Origin of the sequence: Bacillus sp. NTK074B, from assembly GCF_017303375.1 — a bacterium.
In the GTDB taxonomy this organism is placed as follows: Bacteria; Bacillota; Bacilli; order Bacillales; family Bacillaceae_B; genus Rossellomorea.
Map to the genome: position 1 here is coordinate 165,757 of NZ_JAFKOH010000006.1, position 25,502 is coordinate 191,258.

Sequence of the window (25,502 nt, forward strand, 5' to 3'; positions counted from 1 at the left end):
CATTCAAGCTGTTTATGGCTAGAATGGGCTTTCACGTATTACATACACACAATTGATAATCCTTTATAAGGAACTAAAAAAAGCTCAGAATCAAATGACTCCGAGCTTTTCGTGTAGCGATTATGGAAGTAATAGAATCTTCCCCAGTTTTCCTGAATGTTTAAAATACGTTTGTGCTTCCCCTGCCTTTTCCAGGGGATAGGTCCGATCAATGACCGGCTTGATTTTGCCTTCAGAGATCGCATCAAGCATCCGTTTGAACTCTTCTCTTGTGCCCAGGACCGAGCCATAAAATGTGATGTGCTTTAGATAAAGGCTTCTGAAGTCGAGTTCAGTTATCTGACCACCGGCAGAGCCTGATATGCAGAATTTCCCACCTTTTTTTAATACTTCCAGGGAAGTTGAAAACAATGCGTCTCCGACAACATCCAATACGGAATCCACCGGACCACCATTTACTTCTATTATTTCTTCAGCAAGGGTTGGTGACTTATAGGACAGTACATGAGTGGCACCAAGTTCTTTCACTTTACTTTCCAACTCCAAGTTCCCAACGATCGCGATGACCGTTGAACCGTAAACATTTGAAGCGATTTGTACATTCAATGACCCTACACCTCCATTGGCGCCCGTTACAACGATCGTTTCAGAGGGTTTTGCCTTGATCTGTTCCACCATATGCCAGGCCGTCAAACCGCTGACGGAAAACACAGCACTTTCTTCAAATGTAGACAGAGGCATATCATAACAGAGTTCAGAGGGCCAGACGACATACTCTGCATATCCTCCGTCATATTCGGACCCAATGAAAGACATATCGTCAGAAATATGTTCGCTGCCTTCCTTACCTCTTGAAGTAAAAGGGAAAAGGACAACCGCCTTCCCCACCAACGTTTCTGGAACATCGGCCCCCACTTCTACGATTTCACCTGTGATATCCGATCCTGGAATTCTTGGGAACTGGACTCCTTCAGGACGCCAGCCAGACTTCTCTTCAGTTCCATAAGCGCCTTCTCTCATCCAGATTTCAGTATTGTTGATGGCACATGCCTTTACTTTGACCAGGACTTCACCCTTTTGTGGTGTCGGAACCGCTATCTCCACTACCGAGAGCTTGTCTACATCTCCATATCCCGTCACTTGCACAGCCTTCATTAGTCATCACCTTTCTTCATTTTCGTATCTTCCACTAACACATCACGTTCCGCAATACGTACGATACGGTCGACGGGATGGGACAGGAAGCGTACAATATTCATCCTGTTCCGGTGAGTAAGCGTACGGATTTTTCAACACAGCCAGTAGCCGGTCCATCACGCTGAAATCGTTCTTTTCGACAGCAGCCTGCAATGCTTCTTCCACCCGGTGATTACGTGGAATAACCGAAGGGTTGCTGCTCTTCATCAGCTTCAATGAGTCGTCCTTCGATTCTTCCTGCCTGCCACGTCTTGTATCCCATCGCTCTTTCCAATCGGAAAATTCTGCCGTTTTGAAGACGACTGACTCTTCATTGCCGAGCGCCAGGCTGCGAAACGTATTGGTATAGTCTGCTTGATTTCCCTTCATTACATGCAGTAAATCCTCTGCAAGAGCACGGTCTCCTTCTTCCTTATTAAATAATCCAAGCTTTGCTCTCATACCTTCCAGCCAGTGTGCCTCATAAAGCTTCGGAAATTCAAGGACGGCATCCTGTGCAATCTTAAGGGAGTCTTCCTGTTCATCATGAAGGATCGGCAGCAGGCTCTCGGCAAAACGGGCAAGATTCCAGCCGGCGATCGGCGGTTGATTTACGTAGGCATATCGACCTTGTGTATCTATCGAGCTGAAGACCGTTTTCGGATCATACGTATCCATAAAGGCACAAGGTCCGTAATCGATCGTTTCTCCGCTTATCGTCATATTGTCCGTGTTCATCACCCCGTGGATGAATCCGACCATCTGCCACTTGGAAATGAGGGCAGCCTGACGTTTGATCACTTTCTGCAACAGGTGCAGATAGGGATTCTCTGCCTCCAAACCTTCAGGGTAATGTCGCTTAAGGGCATAGTCGGCAAGGGCACGCAGGTCATCTGCCTCACCGAATCTGGAAGCAAATTGGAACGTTCCGACACGGAGATGACTCGCTGCCACCCTTGTCAGAACCGCACCTTCCTGCTCTGTTTCCCGGTAAATCGGTTCTCCCGTAGTCACCACTGCCAGACTTCGGGTCGTAGGGATCCCGAGTCCATGCATCGCTTCACTGATGATGTGTTCCCGTAGCATGGGACCGAGACCCGCGCGACCATCCCCTCCACGGGAATAGGAAGTGCTCCCACCACCTTTCAACTGGATATCGAACCGCCCACCACTAGGCGTAATCTGTTCCCCGATCAGGACCGCACGCCCGTCCCCCAGCATGTTAAAGTGACCAAATTGATGCCCGGCATAGGCCTGGGCAAGGGGGGCTGCACCCGTTGGGATATCATTGCCGGATAAAACCCCGGCTGAAAGCTTCCTTGCATCCAACCCTAACGATTCCGCCACCTCTCCGTTCAACACCACTAACTGTGGTGAACGCACGGGAGTGGGATTCTGCCGGGTGAAAAACGCCCCTGGAAGGCTGGTAAAACTGTTATCGAGATTCCAACCTGCATTATTTCCCATCGTCTCATCTCCTCCTCTTCGTAAATAAAACAAAAAATCATAGACCCTCTATGATTTTTTGTAAAGTTCTCTGTTCTCTCATTCATTATAGCGCTACTATCCTTTAATGTCCTTTATGACCCCTGCGGAAAACACCCCAATAAGACAGATAAATCACAAGGATCAACCCTAATGAAATGAACAATCCGATCCGATGATTGGCATGGACCATAGCTCCTGAAATCGCGAGAAGAATCAGACCGATGCCAACATAAGAGGTATAAGGATAGCCGAACATCTTGAATTTTCCATTTGACGCATCATAGGAAGGATGTAGCTTGATATGGGACACAAGGATGATCACCCAATTCAGGATCAACATGACCCCTGCGGCTGTGGTGATGTATTCATACACTTCATCGGGCAGAAGGAAGGAGAACAGGATCGATACGCCAAGTCCAACTGCTGTAATCATCAAGGATTTCACTGCCACTCCCCGATCATTTTTTTTCGCAAATCCTTTCGGAGCGTCCCCATCCACTGCAAGAGAAATCATGACATTTGTGATTGAGAAGAGGGCCCCCACCATCGTCGAGAAAGCTGCACTGATGATGATGATGTTGAAGATTGAATCAAGGAACGGGATATGATAAGCCGAGAGTGCCGTAACAAACGGACTTTCCGTTTCATTGATCTTCGTCCATGACACCATGCTCATGACAAAAAACAAAGACAGGACATAGACCGTCACAAGTGAGAAAAGTGTTCCCTTCCCGGCCTTCGGAACGTCTTTTTTCTCCCTTAATTCATTGGACGCAATCCCCAGGACCGCAATTCCCCCAAAGGAGAAGAATACAAATATCAAGGCAGCCCACGTCCCTTTGATCCCCTCTGGCATAAAAGGAGAAATGCCTGCGTTCTTAGCGGATTCAAGCTCGGACGGCGTAATGATATGAAATAATAGCAGAGCACCGAACACAATAAAAATCAGCAATGTGGATAATTTTATCACAGCAAAAACCGATTCGATCCTCCCAAAGTTACTTGCACCCAAAAGGTTAATGGCAAACCCAAATGCAGCATAGATGACGGAAAAGATCCATAGCGGAATCTGCGGAAACCAAAATTGGGTGAATGTTGATAATGCCACAATTTCACTGGACATGATCAGAATGCCGGAAATCCAGTACATCCATCCGGAGATAAATCCGAACGAATGGCCAAACGCTTTCTTGGCGTAGATGCGAAATGTCCCTTTTTGAGGATCATTCGTAATCATTTCTGCCAGGGCACTGAACACAAAATAAGCTGTCACCCCTGCGATGACATAATCGATCAGGATGGAAGGTCCCGCCGTCTTAATTGATAACCCTGTCCCAAGGAAAAACCCAGCCCCAATGACGGATCCGATGCCGATCAGGGAAAGCTGCCACCAGCTTAGCTTTGTTCCCTTTCGTTTCTTGCGCTTCTTGTGTTGATGATGAGCAACCGTCTGAGTCAATAAATGCTCGTCTTTCATTCCATCACCCTTTCGTATGATTCACATACTCATAGGATTTTCATCGACTCGGTTAACTATTCAAACTGCCACTTCCACAGAATTAACATTATTGTAAAAATTAAAATTATTTTGAAATTTTCGTAATGTGCCGTTATACTAATTCTAAAAGAGGTTGGAGGTGGTTCTACTGAGGAGACTTCAATTTATCGGTCTTCCCATGCAATTTGTTCTCACGTGTATCGGGTTATTCCTTTTCAGCGGAGCGGGTTCGTTGCTCGATTACGATGAAGAATTGGTGATCATGCTTGGAAAGTATCTTCAAACACTGCAGGAAATGGGACGAGAACTGCTGAATCCCAGTTCCATCATTATCAGAATAGGCGATCCCATGGACTTCAAAAGTTATCCGATTTACCCGATATTCTTCCAACTATTCGGTTATTCGTTTTCTCTCTTATTACTTTCTTTCTCCCTGGCTGCCATCGCATCTTCTCTCGTGAGCTACTTGTTTATGTTTCTGCCAAGGAAAGTATATCGTATATGCTTTCGCCTGCTGGATTCCCTGGACTCACTGCCGGATGTCATGATCATCGTATTCATCCAGCTGTTCATTGTCTGGTTTTTCAAAAAGACCGATATTCTGCTGTTTGATATTTATACTCTAGGCGATGAAAAAATTTATCTGCTCCCGATTGTTTGTCTTGCCATCATGCCGATTGCTTTTTTAACAAAGCACTTCTTATTTCAGCTTCGGGAAGAGGAAGAGAAGCCCTATGTAGAGTATTCCTATTCTAAAGGATTTTCGAAGGCTTATACGATATGGGTTCATCTGTTCCGAAATGTATGGGTCCATTTCTATTATCATATTAAGCCTATCTTCCTGCTGATGCTTTCTAATCTGTTGATCATCGAAATCCTATTTAATATCAATGGGTTTATGAATGTGCTTTTGGATATGTCTATTAATACTCCCACTGCGTTTTTTATTGGGATGTTGATGATTTACATACCGTTTTTCATCGTGTTTACATTAGGAGCGGTCATTCTGAAGAAATGGCTCTCAGGAGAGGAGGTTGGTTCATGAGGATTCTCAAATCACTCAGATTTTGGCTGCCACTTGGTTTTCTGTTGGTGATCCTCTCATCAAGCTTTATCGTGCCTTATCTCTTTCCTGATCTCCTTGAGCCGGGTCCTCCGTATTTAAAGGATGATTCCGGAAAGGTGATTGCAGATCCTCCCTATTCCATGGAACAGATGACCCCTCTCGGAAGTGATAAACTTGGGAGGAATTTATTTTTTTTACTGCTTGCAGGAGCGAAATATACACTCTTGTCGGCTATCGTCATTGCGCTTCTACGCATGATCGGCGGTTTCGCATTCGGGATACTGTATGCTTTTCTTCCCGATTGGATAAGACAGATGATCAAGGGAATCGGGGATACATTCAATTTCATTCCCCTTGCCATCATTGCATTCATTCTTCTCACTCCTCTTCAGCTTGCTTTTGAAGCCGGAGAAATGTATTCGTTTCAATTTTTGATCATTCAAGTTGTGGTGATCGCCATTATCGTCATCCCATCACTGGGCATGTATTTGGGGGAGGAAATGAAGGAATATTTGAAGAATGATTTTATTTCTGTCTCCAGACAAATCGGCGCAACCAGATTTCATATCATCAAACAACATCTGCGCCCCCAATTCAGCCGCCATGCCCTGGTCATGTTTTCTGAACAGGTCTCCCAGACCCTGTATCTCCTCATTCAACTGGGGGTGCTTCATATCTGCCTCGGTGGATTGAAAACGGAGGAGTTCGGGATTATGGAGCATATTCCGGAATATTTCTCTTTTACGAATGAGTGGGCGGCCACGATGAGCATCAACATACAAATGGTCTTTCTCCATACATGGCTGGTGATGACACCCCTTGTCTTTTTTGCCGTATCGATCTTCTGCATCAATGAAATCACCAGGGTTTTGAAAGATGTTCTGTTAGAAGAAACGATACCCGTGAGTGAGGGACGGACCTCCTCTGATAAGCCGGCATCTTCTTCAACGCTTGAAGATCCATTTTCATTCAGTAGGACTTCAAAGGAGGAATTTCATTGAGAAATCAGCTGTTCTGCATGTTGTCAGCCTGTCTCATTCTCCTGACGGGATGCCGGGTTGAAATGGCAACGGATCTGCCTCAAAAACCGGCGGCACCATCGGGGGTCAGGATTGACTTATCCGGTACCGTCCTGCTGAATGGAGATGAACTCATCGTCGAAGGAAAGTCCAACCTGCCGGAAGACAGCATCCTGTTTGCCGGGCTCAAGGACTATGGAGATTTCGAATCATACGCGAGGGTCATTAACTGGCAGGGGGAAGAAAGTGAAGAATACGTCACAGAGAGTACCAGTGTGGTGGACGAAAAAGGAAATTTCCAGATCAAAGTGGACAGGGTCGACCCGGATTCGCGCTACAAGCTGGAGGTCCTTTTTAACCCTGCCATCCAAAAATCCAAAGTTCAGGAAATTTACGGATTCTGGGGGGAAGACATTGCCCCGAACATCGGCTACCTCGACTTCGAATACAACGAAAACACCGTCTCCGGAATGATTCTCGTCGCCCCTATCGTAAGCATCACCGACCCCAACGGAGACGGCGTCATATGGAACCTGACCAACATACCGAATAAATCCAGGGCTGTGAAGTGAGGGACGGGTCTCACTTCTTACAATGAATCCGTGTTGGATCGTGAATCAGAGGTCCGTCCCTCCCCATAATCAAAAAACACCTGATCCTCATAGGAGTCAGGTGTTTTCTTTAGGGGACAAGCGCTATGCTGTCCAGCTTATGCATTCAATGTGAGTGTCGCGACACATTCTACGTGCACTGTATGGGGGAATAGATCAACGGGCTGCACGGCATCCAGCGTATAACCGAATGGTTCGAGCTCTTTGATATCCGTTGCGAATGTATCCGGGTTACATGAAACGTACACGATGCGCTCCGGTTTCGCACGACCGATCCGTCTCATCACTTTGCCACCGGCACCGGAACGCGGAGGATCTAGCATCAACAGCTCCGGATGACCGAAGCTCTCCAGCATCTGGTCAATCCCTTTACGTGCATCCTTTGCAAGGAATGTGGTGTTGGATATTCCGTTATCATTGGCGTTCCGCTTTGCCGATTCAATGGAACTTTCCACAATTTCAATACCGGCGAGCTCCCCTACTCTCCTTGCAAATGGCAGAGAGAACGTCCCGACTCCACAGAAAAGATCAATCATCTTCTCCGTTTCCTTCGGCTGTCCCATTTCGATCGCCAGATCCACAAGTTTCTGTGCCTGAGTCGGATTCGTTTGGAAGAACGTATCGAACCACAGGCGGAACTGATAACCATCCATCTCGTCGTATATGAAATCACGGCCTGCTAACAGGTGAATTTCCTCTGCCTGAGTACGGTCAGCCCATGCCGTGTTTTCAAGCCATAATAGACTCTTCACATGGGGAAACTTCTCTTCAACACGTTTGATTAGATCCTCCACCGCATTTGGGTGGGCATTTGGGGCTTCTGTAGCGAACACGGCAAGCATCAATTCGCCTGTTGCAAACGATTGGCGGACCATTAAATGGCGTAACAGTCCTTCATGCTTATCCTTGTCATACCCCTCTAAGTCATGATCCTTTGCCCAATCGGCCACTTCCATTGTCGCTTCGACCATTTCTTCACTTGCGATCAGACATGTTTCAAGGGAAATGACTTTACGGAAATTCCCCTGTTCATGCAGGCCAAGCTCTCCTTCAGGTGAAAACGTAAACTCCATTTTATTACGGTAACGCCATGGATTGTCCATACCCATTGTGTCGCGGACAAGGGCGGGATCAAAGCCCTGCCCTATTAAAGCCTCTTTCACATGATCGGTCTTGTGCTTCAGCTGACCTTCGTAATCCCAGTGCTGCCAAACACAGCCTCCGCATCGCTCAAAATGCGGGCAGGGCGGTGCAATGCGCTCGGGATTCGCTTCCAGGATTTCATCGGCCATCGCTTTCCGTCTTCTGCGATCCGGCTGATCCACCGTCACTTTCACCTTTTCCCCCATAAGGGTCTGAGGGATCGTGAGTCTCAGCTTCTTCGGATTCCCGAGCTCATTCTCACGCCAGATCACGGCCTGTCCCGATCCTTTCTGATCTAATTCTTCTATTGTAGCAACCATTGTTTCTGGTTTGATATTCGACAATTTCTACGTCCTCCTTCAAAAAGCTCTCTAACTCTATACTTTATTAAAAAAGGAGGCGAAATGCAACAGGGATATGGCTACGGGGTCGCATCAAAGGAGCCATGGTTACCCGCTTCCCACCACCTTCACATATTTCAGAGATGCTGTCACATAAAACACATATCCCCTGGAGTTTTTGACCTCATACATGTCAGCCCCTTCCACCTTTAATGTCCGTACAATCGTCGGAAAACCGTATCCGTACTTCAGGATTCCTACACGGTAAGTATCATCAAAGGTCGGCCTGCTGTAAAAATCAAGTCCTTCCGCCCCTCTGTATATACTCTCGACACGCTTACCGACGACATCCCCACTGCCCGGCACGTCTGAAATGGGAGTGGTTCCCCCATTACCCGGGTTCCCAGCAGCCACATAAGGCACTCCGAAGAAATCACATACCCCAAGCGCCTGCTCCCTTGCCGTTTCCCGTTGAAAATCCTCGTTGATCATGAGCAGCGCTTCCCTCTCATTATCCATAAATCCATTCTCCACAAGGACAGCCGGTCCATTGAACTCCCTCGTCATATGAAGATTCTGTTCAATGATTCCCCGGTACACTTGCTTCGTTCCTTGTTTCAAGTACTTCGCGATATGTTCAGCCAGTCTCCTGTCCGCACTATCATTGTAATAAACGTGAATCGAATGCCCTTCAGGATCATTACCTGAACCATCAAACTTCCCGTCGAAGGCGTTAAAGTGATTGGAAATCAATGCATCGGCCCCAAAGGAATTCGCTGCATCTGTCCGGGTCTTCAGGGGTGTGTCTGCATCAGTAGGAGCCGTCAACAGCGTCCGATATCCGCACCTCTCCAATTCCATCTTCAAAAAGATGGTCACTCTCTCATTGAACTCATTTTCCCTGATCTTCCTGCCAATCGACGGAATATAAGGCGTCCGTTTACCAGCTGTCCCAAGTCCATGACCATCATCCAACGCAATTAAATAATCTCCAGCATTCCCCATATTTTACATCCTCCTTTCACCAGTTAGATATTCACAGCTTGGGCAAATGGTCACGGCTAGAGAAAAAGAGCTGGAAAAAGATAAAAAAAGTGCCTGCCACCCACGGCTCAAGAACCGGGAGGCAGGCACACAATCTATTTATCTATTAAATCGAAAAGACTGAGCAGTTTTGCATACCAGAACATATCAGGATTATCTTCAAACCCTTTCTAAAAAGTGGCTACTTGATGAATTCCGAGCTTTTTGATTACTTCAGTATTTTCACTCACATAAAGTCCGATATCATCCGGAAAGTGGGAATCCGATGAAGTGGTAAACCTCACACCGGCTTCAGCCAGCACTTTCAAAAAGCTCGGACTCGGGCACATTTCTTTAATCGGATAACGGTAAAACAAACCAGCGTTCACTTCTGTGGCTGTATTGGTTTCTACCAGTGCACGCGCGATTTTTTGGTAACTGTGCAGAAGTTTATCCTCCTTCGGTCTGAAGTTGAAGACTTTCAGATTATCGAGGTGAGCGACAAAATCAAATAAGCCGCTGCGGATGGCCTCCTCCACAATTTGGAAGAAGCGTCCGTACAACTCTTCCAGATCATATCGCTCAAATTGATCGATGGCTTCAGGATTATCAAATCCCCATCCGTCAACGAAATGGACCGAACCGATGACATAATCCCAATTATGCCCTGATAACAGCTCTTTCAGTCTGTCATGTGAACCCGGGAAGAAGTCTGCCTCCATTCCAAGCTTCAGCTGGATGCCGTGATCCGCCCACTTAGCTTTCTGACTTTCGATGAATCCTACAAAGTCATCCATGTTTTCGGTCATCACCTGCTTCAACCACCGATGCTGCTTTCTTCCCAAGTCGGTTTCGCTGATGTCCATATGATTTTCAAAATAGTCCCTCGTCTCATTGAAACGGTATAAATGATCGACGATTCCGACTTCACTCAGGTTTCTTTCTTTAGCTTTTTGCAAGTACAGATCGAGCCACTCGGGTGAATAGGGTCCTTTTTCTAACCTTTCCCTCAAAGCATTGTGGCTGGACCTGATCCAGTCGCGTTGATGCACTCCTTCTTGGATCGGATAAAAATGCTGAAGTGCGCGGCTCGTACGTTCAAGCCAGCGAAATGAATAGGGGCCTTCTTCCAGATGTACGTGGTAATCGACTGTCATGAGGTCTCCTCCTTATGGCGAAATCCATTTTTTAAATCTACGATGTTTATTTTTTTGCCACTCCCTCGGCATCGGGGCATCACAGACCACATAGTCCAGATCCTCAACGGAACCAATCCGGCAAAAAGAGGTAGAGTTCAATTTGGAGGAATCGATTAGAAGATAAATCTCCCTCCCCTGCTTCATGACGGTTTCAGAAACGAGGGATTCTTCCAGATCATAGTCGAAGATGTCTGTCATGGTGACTCCTCCGCAAGACAGGAATACTTTGTCAAATTGAAAATGCCGGAGCATTTGGATGGTCAATGCCCCTGCCACCGATTTCTGTTGAGGATTGCTCATCCCGCCAAGCATCACAAGCTTTCCATCAAAAATCTTTGCTTCGAGGCTCTTATTGATGATTTCCGCTGCAGCGAGCGAATTGGTGACGATCGTCAGACGCTGAAGCCCGGCGAGGGCATGGGCAAGTTGATAGGTGGTGGTCCCCACGTCCAACATGATCGTATCCCCGTCCTGTACATACCGGGAAGCAAGTTTTCCGATCGTCCGTTTTTCCTCCAGCCGGACATTCATCTTTTGCCGGAACAATGGTTCTTGCACGGGTGTTACGTATTTCACCGCTCCTCCATGGACACGGGTGAGACGTTTTTCTTTTTCGAGAAACGCCAGATCTTTTCGAATGGTTTCAGGCGTCACACCCATTTTTTCTGCTAATTGGGTAACGTATATCTTCTCATCCTCTTGAAGGATGTCTTCTATTAATTTGTGCCGGTCCGCTGCAAATGCACTCATGTCAGTGGAATCACGTCCTCTTTTTGGATATATAGCATGACTTCACCATCAGGCGTCAGTCCCGTCTCTCTTTGCTGCAGCAAGTCCGCAGAGATTGTCACAGAGCTCGACTCTAACGTATAGCGTACGATGCTTCCTAATACAGCGATGTCTTTCACTACAGCTTTTATGGCAAAAGAATCGCCCGGTTCTGTTCTCTGAAACGCTTCAGGCCGGATGGCATATAGCCTGCTGTCAGGAATGGTTGCCGGACCCAGTAGGGCATCGAGCTCACCTGCCTCGAGGACATTGTAATGACCAATGAACCTGGCGGCAAATTCCGTAGACGGATTCATATAGATATCATCAGGATGTCCACTTTGAACCATTTCACCTTTGTTCAGCAAGACAATTCGATCACTGACCACCATGGCTTCTTCCTGATCGTGAGTCACAAGGATCATCGTGATCCCAAGTCTTTGCTGAATCGATCGTAACAGCTTTTGTAGATTCTTTCGGATTTGAGCATCAAGTGCACTTAGTGGTTCATCCAACAGAAGAACTTTCGGCTCAACGACAACACTTCTTGCCAAAGCGACTCTCTGCTGCTGACCGCCGGATAATTCATGTGGAAGAGCCTTTTCTTTCCCTGTCAGTCCTACCAGTTCAATGATATTCATCACTTTTTCATGTATTTTGCCCTTCTCCATTTTCTTCATTTTCAATCCGAAGGCGACATTTTCATACACATTCATATTGGGAAACAGTGCATAGGATTGAAACACCATTCCCACTCCTCTGTCCTTTGGCGAGACATGGGTCACATCTCTTCCATCGATTAGAATAGAGCCCTGTTCCGGAGTGACAAGACCTGCAATCATCCTAAGGAGAGTACTTTTTCCGCAACCGCTTGGGCCCAGGAATGTCACAAGTTCCCCTTTCTCGATTTCGAGGTTCATATTCTGAATGACCGTCTGGCCTTCAAAGGATTTTCGGATGTGATTCAATGTGATAAAGCTCATGTTAGAACGACTCCTTTTTACGCTGGGCAAATTTCACAACCAAGCTTGATAGGACACTGATGAATACGAAATAACACACGACGATGGCACTGGAGAAATGACCACTTTTCTTTAGTTGCTCATACAAGTAAATTTGTACCGTTTCATAACTGCCACCGACCAATAAGTTAGCCAGGACGAATTCCCCGAACAGAATCGAAAATGAAAGGAGGGCCGACACCAGGATGCCCGTCATGATATTGGGTACGATGATTTTCCTGAAGGCCGATATTTTAGATGCCCCCAGCAGTTCAGCCGATTCCATCAGTGATACGGCATGAATGTTTCTGAGACTATTTCGGGTACCCTGATACATATACGGCATGATCCCGATGAAATACGCACCGACCGTCACCAGTACCATGGGAACGCCGACTTTCGAATAGGCCCGTAGCAGCCCTACTGCCATAATGACTCCCGGCATGGCATAGGTGAGGAGCACAATCGCCTGCAGCCCCTTTTCCAAACGAGGCGCATAGACCACTATGGCAAATATCGCAGGTACCATGAAGAGAGCTGAAAGAACGGTTGCCCCTCCTGAAAGCACAAGGGAACGGATGACTGCTGACGTAAATGCTCCATCACTGAATAGCTCCGCATACCACTTAAACGTGATTCCTTCCGGCAAAACCGTTTGATTCCATTTCGTTGATACCGAATATAAAAACGTGGCTAAAAGCGGAATGATGAGATAAGCAAACACAATGACCAAGGGAACGAACGAAACCCGACTCTTCTTCATCCGACATCCCTCCTTACCTTTCGTGTGAGCCATTCATTGATCAGCATCGAGACAATCAGCGTTACTCCCAGTAACACGGCAAGTGCGCTTCCAAGTTCAGGCTGGGCAAAGATATCACCTGAAATCAGGGCTCCGATTCTGATCGTGGCCAAGTTATAGGTGCTTCCTGTGAGTGCATAGGCCGAAGCATATGCACCCATGGAATTCGCGAATAAAATGCTCGATGTACCCGCGACGCTCGGTAAAAGGATCGGAACCCCAATGCGTTTCCAGAACACAAGCGGGGACGCGCCGAGAAGATAAGCCGATTCCCTCCACTGCTCCTTGATGCCATGGAATGCCGGAAACATAAGCATGACAGCCAAGGGTAATTGAAAGTAAATATAAATGAGTATGAGACCAGTCCAGGAATACAGATTAAAGTGATTCAGTAGCGCAACATCGAGTTTTTCCGCTAAAATCGTGAACACACCGCTATTTCCCAATAGGACGATAAATGCAAAGGATAATGGGATTCCGGCGAAGTTCGACGTCAAATTTGCCAGTACGAGAATCCGGTCCTGAGTCTTTTTGTGAAAAAAGGTAATGGCGTATGAAGCAAAAAGCGCAAGGATCATCGCCACGACGGTAGACGAAATCGAAATGATGATACTATTCTCGAATGATTGATAGTAATAGGGATTCGTAAAGATCTCCATATAGTTAGCCAGGGAAAACGACCCTTCCCCACCTTTTGTAAAACTTGCATGAATCATCGATAGCAATGGAACGATCAAGAATAATAGAATAAAGACCACTAAAGGAACCATTGTAAGAAAAATACCGGATTTCCTCTTTTTCATGAGTATTCACTCCTTTTACGCCATTGTCCCAGCGATCAGGGTCAAGGGACGATGCGCCCCTCACCCTGAGAGGACTACAAACCCTCAGTGAGTCCTGGAATCGTTAATTCCTGCATGGCAGGTGACGGTTGAATGTTTAATAGTTTACATACGAATGGTGCGATTTGAAGCTGCGGGACTTCCTCTTCATAGATTCCTGCTTCTAGTTTCGAACTGATGACAAATAACGGGACTTCCCTGTCTTCCTTCGTCGTTCCTCCATGCTGACCATCCTTGTTCATTCCATGATCGGCAGAGATGATGATCTGGTATCCTTCCTCTATCCAGTCGGGAAGAACCGAAGCAAGCAAGACATCCACGGCGATCACACGATTTCTGTAACCAGCGGAATCTGCCGTATATTTGTGTCCATCATCATCTACATTCATGCTGTGAATATAAAGGAAATCAGGATCGTTTGTTGTTTTCATATAGTTGGCATCAGCAAAAAGATGTGTATCGGGATAGTGATCCTCCCAATAGAAGAACCCGTTTTGAATCGGGCCATTCCCGTCAAGCTTGATGCGATCCGTCATCGGGTTGAAGGGAGCGGAATGGTAGAGCTCACTCACCCAATGATAGCTTGCCGTTGCATTCTTTAATCCTTCCTTACTCGTTAAGTGAAAGATGCTCTCTTCCTTTGACCCACGGACTATTTGATTGGACGTAATTCCATTTTGGTAAGGGGATGTTCCTGTCAACAAGACTTCGTAAAGGGGCCTGGACATGCTCGGCACCTCTGAAATCACCTTAAATCGTGAAGCCTGTCCCTTTTCCACCAAATGATGCAGATACCCCATGTTGTCCACGGCCGTATCAAATCGCAGTCCATCGATCATGATGAAAATCAGCTTGTCGTTAGTTGACATGGACCAACACTTCCTCCTGCCATTTTTGAGGTAGGGATTTTGTTGTCTTTTCCCATGCTACTGCATCCTCAACCGGTCGTACATTCTTATACATACTATCCGGCAGAAGCTTTGCTTTCGCATCTTCAGGTAGTTCCACTTCTTCACGGATCGGTCTTGCATATCCACGGGCAAGGTTTGCCTGTCCTTCATCAGAAAGGATGTATTCACGTGTCAGCATCGCGGCATGTGGATCCTTGGCCTTTTTATTGATGATATTCGCATATCCCGACACGACAGATGAATCAGATGGAATCACAACTTCAAAACGATCTTTATCGATTTGGTCACGATAGTTCAATGCGTTGAAATCCCATACAATCGCGACATCCGTCTCCCCTTTTTCCAGAGACGTCAAGGATGGATCCGTCGTCTGAAGGCGTTTCTGTTTTGCGATTTTTTGGAAGAATTCGATTCCCGGTTCAATATTCTTCTCGTCCCCACCGTTTGCAATTGCGGCTGCGAGGACAGCGAATTGAGCCTGATTGGCTTTCATCACGTCACCTACATCCACCTTATAGTCACCCTTTAAGAGATCACTCCATGAAGAAGGAGGATTCTTCACGTTATTCTTATCGATAATGAAAGCCATGGTTCCGGTATAGCCTACCACCCAGTCTCCATTGTCATCTTTCGCCCAATCGGGGATTTCATCCCAGTGCGTCGGTTTATATGGAAGCGTCAGTTCCTTCTCTTCAGCAAGAGGGCCGAATGCCACACCGACATCCCCTACATCGACATTTCCTGTTTCAAACTTCGCAAGCTCTTCGGCACTCGACATGTCTGTATCTGTATGCTTGATATCATACTTCTCTGTGATATCCTTCCACGTCTGTCCCCAGTTCGCCCATGAATCGGGCATTCCAACTGAGTTCACTTCCCCTTCTTCTTTTGCCTTCTTTTCTATTTGGTCCAATGATAGATTACTAGTATCAATTTTGCTTCCTTCTGCGCTATCGTTCCTGAACAGCCCGCCATAAGGAAAGCGGAAGTCACCCCTACAGTCAATACCTTCAACAATGCATTCTTCTTCATGGATGTCTCCTCCTATTTTTGAATCATTTTTGTTTCCTTTTGTTTCACACACTCATCATAAAAAATCAAAGTAAACAAGAGATTAACCAAACGTAAAACTATTTTGAAATAATGTTAAGGAAGTGTTAAGAGAAAAAATGAAGCCGTCGGAAAGGGATTCTATGGGGATGTTCAGTGAAGAATGAACGGATTTTAGTTATTTAGAACCAATTTTACATATTGTAAATGAGCTGTAAATGCGAAGTGTTGATAAGGGAAAAATCCTTGTCAACACTGTGATCACTCTATGAAATCTGTTCATCCGTCCTATAGAAATTTTGGCAGGACAGTAGCATTGGTTGACGATTTTCACTACCTGAGAACTATAAATTTCCAGTAAGTGTATAAAATATTTCAATAGAAAACTAAACATTACAAATCTTTTCACATTCCATTAATGAAACATTGGTAAACTTTAGAAGAGTCTAAAAGAATAGGAGATGTTGTAAAAATGAACCAAAGAAAAACAAAAATTTTCTCTGTGGCAAGTGTATTAATTCTTGGAGCATCCTCAGTACTCTCATCACCATTTATCTCTGCAGAAGCAGAAGGTCCGTCTGATCCTGCTCCCATCATCATGCCGATCGGGACCGAAACGGGAAAGAAGATTCTATTTGATAATACGCATGGGCAGACGGCGGGGGCTGCTGATTGGGTCATTGATGGCGGTTTCTCTGATTTCGCCAACGCCATTGCCGGCGAAGGCCATTATGTGAAGGAATTACGTAAAAACACTCCCATCACGTTAGAAGATTTGAGTACATATGATGTATTTGTTATCGGCGAAGCCAATATCCCTTACAAGGCTTCTGAACAGGCAGCCATGCTTCAATATGTTCAAAATGGCGGAAGTATCTTCTTCATTGCTGATCATTACAATGCAGACCGAAACAAAAACCGCTTTGATGCTTCAGAGATTTTCAATGGATATCGAAGAGGAGCGTGGGCTGACCCTGCTAAGGGGATGACGGCAGAAGAGGCTTCTTCTACTGCCATGCAGAATGTGAATAGTTCTGATTGGCTCTCTTCCAATTTCGGCGTCCGTTTTCGCTACAATGCAATCGGAAACGTAACAGCCAATGATATTGTCTCTCCTTCACAAGCATTCGGCATTACAAACGGCGTCTCCACCGTTGCCATGCATGCAGGATCCACGCTTGCCGTCACGGACCCGTCGAAGGCAAAAGGGATCGTCTACCTTCCTCAAACGTCTGCCAAATGGTCATATGCTGTGGATCAGGGTATTTATAATGGAGGCGGAAGAGCAGAAGGGCCATTCGTGGCCGTATCAAAAGTGGGATTAGGGAAAGCGGCCTTTATCGGGGACTCTTCTCCGGTCGAGGATTCCACTTCCAAATACGTAAGGGAAGAAACGGGACAGGCGAAGACGACTTATGATGGTTTTACGGAACAAAACGATTCCAAACTCCTAGTGAACATGATCAACTGGCTATCAAACCAGGAAAACTATTCGGATTTAACTCAGGTGAGCGGACTTCAATTGGATCAGCCGACCTCTCTGTTAGCCATGGAAGATCCGGCATCTTCAACAGAACCGCAAGCTGAACCTTGGGCTTCACCGGACCCTGGTTACAAATGGTATGATCCCTCTACATTCAAGGCAGGTTCTTACGGTTATATCGGCGGTTCCACAGGTGGCGGCGGTACAACAGCTGAAGAAAGTGTCTTTCTGTCCGAATATGTAGAAGGTTCCGGTTACAATAAGGCTCTTGAGATCTTTAATGGATCATCATCAGCCATTGACTTATCCGAATATTCTCTTGAACTGTCGAATCTTTCAAGCCCCATTCCCTTATCAGGGACCCTTGCAAGCGGAGAGGTGTTTGTCATTGCAAATCCAAACGCCGATGCGTCTATCCTGGCTGTTGCGGATATGCAGAACTCCTCCATTTCATTCAATGGGGATGACGCTGTCACGTTAAAACATAGCACTGCCTCCATCGATCAAATTGGTACTGCCGGTGTGAATGATGGACAGGACGTCACACTCGTTCGTGATTCAAGCGTAACAAAAGGTTCAGCTACGTATTCGTCCAATCAGTGGACTTCTTATCCGTCTGACACTTTTTCGAACTTGGGAAGCCATGCCGGAATCGTCACATATGCCCCGCTGGTAAGTGAAGATTTTGAATCAGGATCAAAAGGAAGCTATACGACCGGTGATGTCACAACTCCAAGCGGAACGTGGACGTTCACGAATGCCCTTTTAGGCAATTTATCGAATGATAAAAAAGTGGGGACTCAATCCGCAAGAATCAAAGCAACCGGATCCATCACCATGAACTTTGATGCTTCTGCTTCCAAGTCAGTCAGCTTTTCCCACGCCCATTTCGGTAGTGACTCAGGCGCTCTGTGGAAGCTGCAGAAATCTACGAATCAAGGGGCAACCTGGTCGGATGTAACGGTTTCTTCTACCAGTGGAAGTACTCTTACTGAAGAGACCATCACGGTTAATTCAAGTTCACCAGTCCGCTTCCGTATTAGCGTAACAGGAACGAGCGGATCAAGATTGAACATTGATGACTTTAAGATTAATCAGTAAAAAAAAGTAAAAACTCAACTTCCGAACAGCTGGATCCGTTCGGGAGTTGAGCTTTTTTATACAAAAAAAGTGCCTGGCCCCATTTAAGGCCAGGCACTTACGATTATTTCCCTTGCAAACGACTGATCCGCTCATCCAAATCAGGGTGAGTCGAGAACATCGCTGATTTACGTCGTCCATTAATCTTCAATGTAGAGATGGCTGTATCATCTTCACCCTTCATACGACTTGAGTAAGCTTTCAGCATTTGAAGGGCATGAACCATTTTATCTTTACCGGCCAGGTCCGCTCCGCCTCTATCAGCATGGTACTCACGATGACGGGAATAAGCAAAGACCACAAGACTTCCCAGGATCGAGAAGACAATCTGGAAAACAATCACGGCAATGAAGTGTACAATCGGTGCCATTTCTTCCCTTGCAAAGCGTGATGCAATCCACGCAGCAATACGCGCCAGGAAGACAACGAATGTATTGACTACACCCTGCAGCAATGTCATCGTCACCATATCCCCGTTCGCAACGTGGGCCACTTCATGGGCAATGACGCCTTCAACCGCATCATCATCCATTTCACGAAGCAATCCAGTCGAAACGGCAACAAGTGAGCGTTTCTTGGAAGGACCTGTGGCGAATGCATTTACTTCAGGAGATTGATAAATTCCTACTTCCGGCATATGCACAAGTCCTGCCGCTCTTGAAAGACGGTGGACTTTCTCCACAACCGCACGTTCTTCAGTTGATAAAGCCCCATCCGGGTTCAACACCTGGACACCCATCATCCGCTTTGCCATCCATCGTGACATGGCTAAAGAAATGAACGATCCGGAAAAACCGATGATGGCACTGAATACCAACAACGCCCCTAAATCGATTCCGCCTGAAGCAGTGATGTAATTCCCCGCTCCAGTGACGGAAAAAATAATACTAATCGTCAGTAATACTAAAACGTTCGTTAACAGGAAGTAAAATATACGTTTTCCCATCTTTTTCCTCACTCCTATTTCAAGTTCATATGAACCTGTATCTAAATATATTATAATTCCTTTTAGAATGAAATACAAGCAAAAGATGAAATTGACGAGGCTCTGACGAACCAGTAGTATAGAAGAAGATATTTGCAAAAGAGACGGGGTAATAACGATGAAAACGTTTAAACTGACACGCAAGAATATGGCAGACCTGCTGCTTTCCCTGAACGGCACCACCAGCAGGACCCCATTTCATATACTCCAGGAACTCCAGGATACGTGGACGGATTTACTTAACGAGGATGAACTGCCTCTCATCTTAAAAAAAATACTAAAATCGGCAAAGGGTGAAATCGGCTTCTCCCTCAAAGAGATCGTGTCCCTTGGTAATCTGATTGAATTCACCAACTTTCCCCAAAGTACCGTCCAGAACTGGGTAAAGCGTGATGTGAGAGGATTGATCGGCTCCCCGCAGATCGGAAAAAAATACACCGTCGAACAGGCCGCCATGCTGTTTATCGTCGAAGATCTCAAAGCCACTTTAGATTTTGAATCCATCCGGAAGATCCTGACTCTCGTGTTCAACAATATTGAAGACCGCACTGATGACATAGTCAACCCCACGGATCTTTATTTTGCCTATGCATCCGTCTTTGATCAGATCCATCATCAATCACTTCCTTCGATCAAAACGGCTGACGGTTCCGTCAACGAGCATATTGATGGATTCATTAAGAAAGAATGTCACGCCATGCTTTCAAGCTTCGACGGAATTATCGAAGAGAATCTAAGCAAAGTCCTGAATGTGATGATCGTATCCGTGCTGACGGTTCAGGCCGGGTTTTATCAAGCTGTGACGAAGAAGTATGTAACCGATTCATTATCATAAAGAAATGCCTGTCCCCCATTTAAAAGGGAGACAGGCATTTTTATGATAGTTTTACTGCTTCAACGGTTTTCGAATGCTGCATATGAGTGGTGAACCAGGCGATTCCGCCTGTCACGGCCAAGTAAGCAAAAAGGATCCACAGCTGATGCGCAAGCTGAGTGAAGTCACCCAATGTAATGACTTCCTGGAAGCTGCTTAACGAGTGTGCCATCGGTAAGTTCTCACCGATGATGCGCAATATCGGTGTATTCAAGTCTCTAGGGAACGTCCCTCCACAAGTCGCCAGCTGCAGGACGAGGAAAGTGACGGCAAGAAACTTCCCGACGAATCCGAATACGGTAATCAGCATGAAGATAAAGGTCATGAACGTAAAAGAAACGATGACACTCGATAGAATAAATATCGGTATATTCACGACTTCTAAATGAAACCCAAAGAGAAGAACCGCGTCGACGATGAGTGCCTGAATGGATCCGATGGCAAATACCAATCCCCATTTATTGATGAAATGAGTTGTACCATTCACGCGAAGATCATTGCGTCTGCCGAGTGGCAGGATGTTCGCCGCCATAATCCCCCCTACGTATAATGCCAATGACAAGAAATAGGGTGCGATTCCGGTTCCATAGTTCGGCACCTCAGATACATTGGATTTCACAAGATGCACGGGATCTGAGAACATGGACGATAACTCTTCCGTTGAATGAACAGCGGAGGTTTTTTCTGCAGCATCAGCGAGATTCGTCGATAATTCCCCTGAACCTGCTTCAAGATCTGTCAGTCCATCATTTAAAGGACCAACACCTGAAGAAAGCCTGTCACTTCCGTTTGATAAACGGACGATTCCTTCAGTAAGAGTTGTAAAGCCCTTATTCCATTCGGCAAACCCGGAAGAAAGCGTGGACATACCGGACGCCAGTTCAGATGTTCCGCTGGATGCCTGGTTCAGCTTGTCCGTCAGTTGGGAGAATCCTGCATGTAGCTGACTCTGTCCACCTGCAAGCTGTTCCGTTTGCTGATGAAGTTTTGTTTGCTCACTTTCAAGCTCCGATGTGGAAACTGATAGTTTTTGGGAAAGTTCTTGAAGACGAGTGAATTCAGGATCCTCTTTCGCCTCTGGATGTGTCTCTTCATACGATTGAAGCTGACCCGCAAGTTCTTCCGCCGAATCAGTTGCTTCTGATTGTTGCTGCTGGAGGCGATTCTCTGCACCAGCCAGTTTCTTCGTTTGATCCACCAGTTGTTCAGTGCCCGTATTCATTTTCTCTCCTGCTTGTGACAGGTTATTCATTCCACCGGCTAATTGGACAGAACTTGAATGTAGATGCTGGAGGCCGCTCTCAAGGGAACCTGCTCCGGTTGACAGTTTTTCACTTCCGGCTTGAAGCTTTTCCGAACCTTCTCCCAGTCCGTTGATACCTGCAGCAAGAGTATTCATTCCTGCCTTTTCGTCTGCTATTCCATTGTGAAGTCTGTTCGCTCCGTCACTCGCTTTCGCTAATCCCCTCCCCAGTTCCTCAAACTTGGAAAAAACACCGTCCGCATAGGATTTGGAGATAGTTTCAGACAGCTTGCTTTTCATTTTCTCAGTGGCACTCGAACTGATTTGAGAAGCTACGAAGTTCTTACCAGGGTTGTCCCTATACATGAGTTCGGCAGGCTCGGGATGTTCATCCATTAAGGTGCTTACCTTTTCCGAGAAGTCTTTAGGGATCGTAACGACCATATAGTACGTCCCTTCTTTGAGACCTACTTTGGCTTTTGCAGCGGTAACGAATTTGAAATTCAGATCTTCCGACTTTTTCAATTCCTTTACAAAGTCTTGACCCGCCTCGATCGATTCATCCTCCATCACGGCTCCCTCGTCCTCATTGACAATGGCAACAGGTAATTGCTCAAGCTTTCCGTATGGATTCCAATATCCTGACAGGAATAATCCCGAATAGATTAATGGAACTAAAAGAAGAAATCCGAGGGCAATTCTTCTGTGTTTATGGCTTAACATTGCCTTTAAATCTTGAAATATTAATGCAAATCCTTTCATAACTAACTCCTTTTATAATCATTTACATCCAATGATCATACTTGTATATAATGATAATGTATAATACATAATTAGTTATACATACATAACTTTGAATCTATGAAAGGAGGTTCCCTTATGGAACTACAACAGTTATTCTACTTTCAGACCGTTGCCCGTCTGGAACATATGACCAGGGCTGCAGAGGAACTACGAATTGCCCAGCCTTCCCTCAGCAAGACGATTGCCCGTCTGGAAGAAGATATTGGAGTGCCTTTATTCGAACGACAGCACCGGCAAATCAAACTGAACCGGTTTGGAGCACTGTTCCTTAACCGTGTGGAACGTGTCTTCATGGAGATTAACGAAGGAAAGAGAGAAATTCTGGAGGCCATGAATCTCGAGGAACATACCATACGGATGGCCGTCACCATTCCAAGGGTGCTCCCGGATCTGGTCGGGTCATTTCTGAAGGAGAACCCACACGTCCGCTTTCAGCAATTCGTCCATTCCATGAGTCGGATGAAAGAACAGTTAAAGAATGGGGAAGTGGATTACTGCATCTCTTCCATCCCTCTGAATGATGATGAAGATATTGTATGGGAACCGCTTATGACAGAGGAAATCTTCCTAATCTTACCTCCTGGTCATCGGTTGGACAACAAAAGTGAAATCGATCTGATTGAAGTGAAGGATGAACCGTTCATCAGTATGAATACAGGCTACGGACTGCGTAACCTGACAGACGAACTGTGTTTACAGGCAGGGTTCTCACCCGTGATCTCCTTTGAAGGAGATGAGCCCGGCGTCATCGGAGATCTTGTCAGACAGGGGCTCGGCATCGCCTTCATACCCGCCATCTCCTGGATGAACCGCCGGACACCATTCCCTCACAAAATCCGGATCAACAAGCCAACCTGTGAGCGCACCATCGGACTCGGCTGGTCCAAACGAAGGCACCTCACCAAAACCGCCAAACAATTCCATCCCTTCATGATCAACTACTTCAACCATATTGAGAAGAAGCTGGATCAATTATAAAGGGACGGACCTTCATTTTGGCAAATGAAGGTCCGTCCCTCTTTCATGATGAGTGGCGAGTACCAGATTTCAGAAATTGAATGTCCTAATAAAATAGGCGACCACGTAAAGGATGATAGTTAAAAAGCTGCCCTGGGACTCAAAAAGGGGGGGCACTTTCGTAAATCTCAAGCTTTATGAACCAAATCAAATCGTTCTTTCCCTTCAAAAGAATCGGCCTTTTCTTCATGAACTACCCTATGATCACGTCCCAACGTTTCCATTACCCGTGTAGCCCCAATGAGCATCAACTTCGCCGAAAGGATGGTCAAACTAAAAAACACCACAGGAATGAACGAAATCCACGGATAGGTCGTCCATAGATATTGCCACCAGCCTCCAAGGAGACCAGACCATTCGTAAGTAAGAGAAACAAATACCTGGTTATGGAAGACGTCCTCTTCCAGTACCGCACCACCGATAAAAACCTTTAACACCCCAGGATGCGCAATCAACAACATGATGATCATGAATTCCCGAATGGATATGAGAAGGATCTGGGGCAGAATAAATGGCCGGATATGATTCATGATGTAATGGCGCTTGGTAGCCCCCAACACTTTGGAGCTGTCGATGAATTCCTCTTTCATGATCTTGTCATATTCATTCGAAAATAACGGGGTCAGACTAGGAATCGAGATGATGATGAGAATGACCAGGTAAAAAATCGTTTTATCCCAAAAGTCATAAGGAAAATGATCGGGATTGTCTAAAGGCCCCTCAAGCAGCATCCAATTCAATAATAAGAACGATAGTAAAGTGGGAGGAAAATAATTGGCGGCATCTACTATGTGATCGATGATATTCCTGAACGGCTTGAAATAAAAATGAATCACCAGTCCAAGAACAACCGAAGGCAGCACCCTGCATAACATGATGACAAGAGCCGCTCCTATCGTATACTTCGCACCAACGATGAGGAGAAGAAGGACATTCCGGTTAAAATTATCCGTACCAAGCGGTGGATACTCTAACGGGGAGTATGGAGGGCTAAGAAAATCTCCCTCTTCATTTTTCATAAGGTCCAGCTTCGCCACCTCATCCCCCCAGCCTGCGTAATAAACAAGACTTGCAGCGAACATCCCAAACAGAAAAAGAAAGCCTGTTAAAAATGCAGGTTTCTTCATCAATTTCTTGAACATCAAATCACCACCTTCTGCCCGGTTTTTTTATCAATGATCAGGCGGATCAAGATGAGGAGCAGGAAGACAGGCAGATAAAACAGGATCAAACTGAAACAAATCACATCCATTTGTGAGAAGGATAGGATGAAATGGGTGATCCCATAAATATTGAACAATCTCTCAAATACAATAAGAGATGATAAGAGAAAGAGAGTGATGGACTTGGAGTGATTCAATAAACTGAACGTGATATTTCTCAGGATATGAATAAAGAAAATAAAATGTTTGGACATCCCCCTGCTTTTGATCAGATCGACATAAGGCTTCCCATATTCATCCTTCACCAGCAGATAGGTAGTTCTGAACAACATAATCGTTGGTAAGATGGAAAGTGTCAGGATCGGTATCAGAAACACCTTTTCCTGCGATCCGACAATGGGAAACAACAAGACTCCTGTTTCTTTAAGGATAAAAATGACGGTGTATTGAATGACGATCAAGATAAAGATATCGGGTGTGGACTCGAGCAGATTGGTGGCCCGGATAATCAACGTTGACCAGGCGGCGGGCAGTAAATGTGTGAGGTATGCAAGGAGGATGCCCATCATAATGGATAAAAGAAAAGCACAAATAAAAATCGTAACAGAGTAGAAATACGGCTCCCAGAAAGCAGGGAACATCGGATACGAGTTGTTCACTTCATTCGTGATGGTCATCGCATTGAAATGAAGCAGCGAGCCTGAAATACCCTTAAGGTTCATGAGATATTGTTTCAAGCTGAGTTCCACTCCCTCATTGAACAGACCGATAAGACCTGTCAAAAGGATAATGCCAAACAGAACAAAGACAAATTTTAAAACCATGGAACCGATCGATTTGAGATACATAAATTGA

Annotated in this window: 21 protein-coding genes and 1 pseudogene; 6 read left to right on the top strand and 16 right to left on the bottom strand. The window is 45.8% G+C overall.

Translation table 11 applies throughout. From position 1 onward, the window contains the following. Positions 1-120: 120 nt before the first annotated feature. From JI667_RS12010 to JI667_RS12020, 3 genes are all read right to left on the bottom strand, one after another. Positions 121-1,155: a zinc-binding dehydrogenase gene (locus JI667_RS12010; protein ID WP_206853826.1), complete on the bottom strand. Its 1,035-nt coding sequence runs from the start codon at positions 1,153-1,155 to the stop codon at positions 121-123. A 42-nt stretch (positions 1,156-1,197) separates the two neighbouring features. Next, on the bottom strand, positions 1,198-2,643 hold the full coding sequence (locus JI667_RS12015; protein WP_206853830.1) for a protein adenylyltransferase SelO: 1,446 nt from the start codon (positions 2,641-2,643) through the stop codon (positions 1,198-1,200). Positions 2,644-2,746: 103 nt separating this feature from the next. After that, positions 2,747-4,141: an amino acid permease gene (locus tag JI667_RS12020; RefSeq protein WP_206853831.1), complete on the bottom strand. Its 1,395-nt coding sequence runs from the start codon at positions 4,139-4,141 to the stop codon at positions 2,747-2,749. 160 nt (positions 4,142-4,301) lie between these two features. On the opposite strand from JI667_RS12020, the gene JI667_RS12025 reads away from it, so the two are divergent. The 3 genes from JI667_RS12025 to JI667_RS12035 are packed head-to-tail and all read left to right on the top strand — an operon-like array spanning position 4,302 to position 6,819. Beyond that, positions 4,302-5,207, top strand: a complete 906-nt coding sequence (locus JI667_RS12025; protein WP_206853832.1) for an ABC transporter permease subunit — start codon at positions 4,302-4,304, stop codon at positions 5,205-5,207. Next, complete coding sequence (locus JI667_RS12030; protein ID WP_206853835.1) at positions 5,204-6,229, top strand: ABC transporter permease subunit; 1,026 nt, start codon at positions 5,204-5,206, stop codon at positions 6,227-6,229. The genes JI667_RS12025 and JI667_RS12030 overlap by 4 nt, the downstream gene beginning before the upstream one ends. Then, the gene (locus JI667_RS12035; protein WP_206853836.1) at positions 6,226-6,819 is read left to right on the top strand and encodes a hypothetical protein; all 594 of its coding nucleotides are present in this window, start codon (positions 6,226-6,228) and stop codon (positions 6,817-6,819) included. Before JI667_RS12030 ends, JI667_RS12035 begins: the two co-directional genes overlap by 4 nt. A 137-nt stretch (positions 6,820-6,956) precedes the next feature. Here JI667_RS12035 and rlmD read toward each other — a convergent pair whose 3' ends face one another. From rlmD to JI667_RS12080, 9 genes and pseudogenes are all read right to left on the bottom strand, one after another. Beyond that, on the bottom strand, positions 6,957-8,321 hold the full coding sequence (gene rlmD, locus JI667_RS12040; RefSeq protein WP_414635237.1) for a 23S rRNA (uracil(1939)-C(5))-methyltransferase RlmD: 1,365 nt from the start codon (positions 8,319-8,321) through the stop codon (positions 6,957-6,959). A gap of 129 nt (positions 8,322-8,450) precedes the next feature. Further along, positions 8,451-9,347: an N-acetylmuramoyl-L-alanine amidase family protein gene (locus JI667_RS12045; RefSeq protein WP_206853849.1), complete on the bottom strand. Its 897-nt coding sequence runs from the start codon at positions 9,345-9,347 to the stop codon at positions 8,451-8,453. Between the two features lie 209 nt (positions 9,348-9,556). Next, a complete protein-coding gene (locus JI667_RS12050) occupies positions 9,557-10,522 on the bottom strand; it encodes a histidinol phosphate phosphatase domain-containing protein (protein ID WP_206853851.1) in 966 nt (321 codons plus the stop codon). A gap of 12 nt (positions 10,523-10,534) precedes the next feature. Beyond that, positions 10,535-11,314, bottom strand: a complete 780-nt coding sequence (locus JI667_RS12055) for a DeoR/GlpR family DNA-binding transcription regulator (protein ID WP_206853853.1) — start codon at positions 11,312-11,314, stop codon at positions 10,535-10,537. Further along, complete coding sequence (locus tag JI667_RS12060; protein WP_206853855.1) at positions 11,311-12,315, bottom strand: ABC transporter ATP-binding protein; 1,005 nt, start codon at positions 12,313-12,315, stop codon at positions 11,311-11,313. The genes JI667_RS12055 and JI667_RS12060 overlap by 4 nt, the downstream gene beginning before the upstream one ends. Before the next feature lies 1 nt (position 12,316). Beyond that, a complete protein-coding gene (locus JI667_RS12065; RefSeq protein WP_206853860.1) occupies positions 12,317-13,096 on the bottom strand; it encodes an ABC transporter permease in 780 nt (259 codons plus the stop codon). Continuing rightward, positions 13,093-13,938: an ABC transporter permease gene (locus tag JI667_RS12070; protein ID WP_206853863.1), complete on the bottom strand. Its 846-nt coding sequence runs from the start codon at positions 13,936-13,938 to the stop codon at positions 13,093-13,095. The genes JI667_RS12065 and JI667_RS12070 overlap by 4 nt, the downstream gene beginning before the upstream one ends. A 74-nt stretch (positions 13,939-14,012) precedes the next feature. Continuing rightward, a complete protein-coding gene (locus JI667_RS12075) occupies positions 14,013-14,846 on the bottom strand; it encodes an alkaline phosphatase family protein (protein ID WP_206853866.1) in 834 nt (277 codons plus the stop codon). Beyond that, positions 14,836-15,920, bottom strand: a pseudogene (locus tag JI667_RS12080) (ABC transporter substrate-binding protein). The gene JI667_RS12075 and the pseudogene JI667_RS12080 overlap by 11 nt, the downstream one beginning before the upstream one ends. Before the next feature lie 490 nt (positions 15,921-16,410). On the opposite strand from JI667_RS12080, the gene JI667_RS12085 reads away from it, so the two are divergent. Next, positions 16,411-18,522, top strand: a complete 2,112-nt coding sequence (locus JI667_RS12085) for a lamin tail domain-containing protein (RefSeq protein ID WP_206853879.1) — start codon at positions 16,411-16,413, stop codon at positions 18,520-18,522. Between the two features lie 103 nt (positions 18,523-18,625). On the opposite strand, the gene htpX is transcribed toward JI667_RS12085, so the two are convergent. After that, the gene (htpX, locus tag JI667_RS12090) at positions 18,626-19,507 is read right to left on the bottom strand and encodes a protease HtpX (RefSeq protein WP_206853882.1); all 882 of its coding nucleotides are present in this window, start codon (positions 19,505-19,507) and stop codon (positions 18,626-18,628) included. Positions 19,508-19,664: 157 nt separating this feature from the next. Between htpX and JI667_RS12095 the strand changes: the two genes are divergently transcribed. Then, positions 19,665-20,381 carry a DUF1836 domain-containing protein gene (locus JI667_RS12095; protein ID WP_206853884.1) on the top strand — a complete coding sequence of 239 codons (717 nt, stop codon included), beginning with the start codon at positions 19,665-19,667 and terminating at the stop codon, positions 20,379-20,381. 40 nt (positions 20,382-20,421) lie between these two features. Here the strand turns inward: JI667_RS12095 and JI667_RS12100 are convergent, their stop codons facing one another. Continuing rightward, on the bottom strand, positions 20,422-22,425 hold the full coding sequence (locus JI667_RS12100) for a YhgE/Pip family protein (RefSeq protein WP_206853887.1): 2,004 nt from the start codon (positions 22,423-22,425) through the stop codon (positions 20,422-20,424). Between the two features lie 117 nt (positions 22,426-22,542). Between JI667_RS12100 and JI667_RS12105 the strand changes: the two genes are divergently transcribed. After that, positions 22,543-23,445, top strand: coding sequence for a LysR family transcriptional regulator (locus JI667_RS12105; RefSeq protein ID WP_206853889.1), 903 nt, complete (start codon positions 22,543-22,545; stop codon positions 23,443-23,445). A gap of 167 nt (positions 23,446-23,612) precedes the next feature. On the opposite strand, the gene JI667_RS12110 is transcribed toward JI667_RS12105, so the two are convergent. Both JI667_RS12110 and JI667_RS12115 read right to left on the bottom strand, forming a co-directional pair. After that, positions 23,613-24,626 carry an ABC transporter permease subunit gene (locus JI667_RS12110; protein ID WP_206853891.1) on the bottom strand — a complete coding sequence of 338 codons (1,014 nt, stop codon included), beginning with the start codon at positions 24,624-24,626 and terminating at the stop codon, positions 23,613-23,615. Further along, positions 24,626-25,495: a peptide transporter gene (locus JI667_RS12115; protein ID WP_244668304.1), complete on the bottom strand. Its 870-nt coding sequence runs from the start codon at positions 25,493-25,495 to the stop codon at positions 24,626-24,628. The genes JI667_RS12110 and JI667_RS12115 overlap by 1 nt, the downstream gene beginning before the upstream one ends. Positions 25,496-25,502 lie beyond the last annotated feature (7 nt).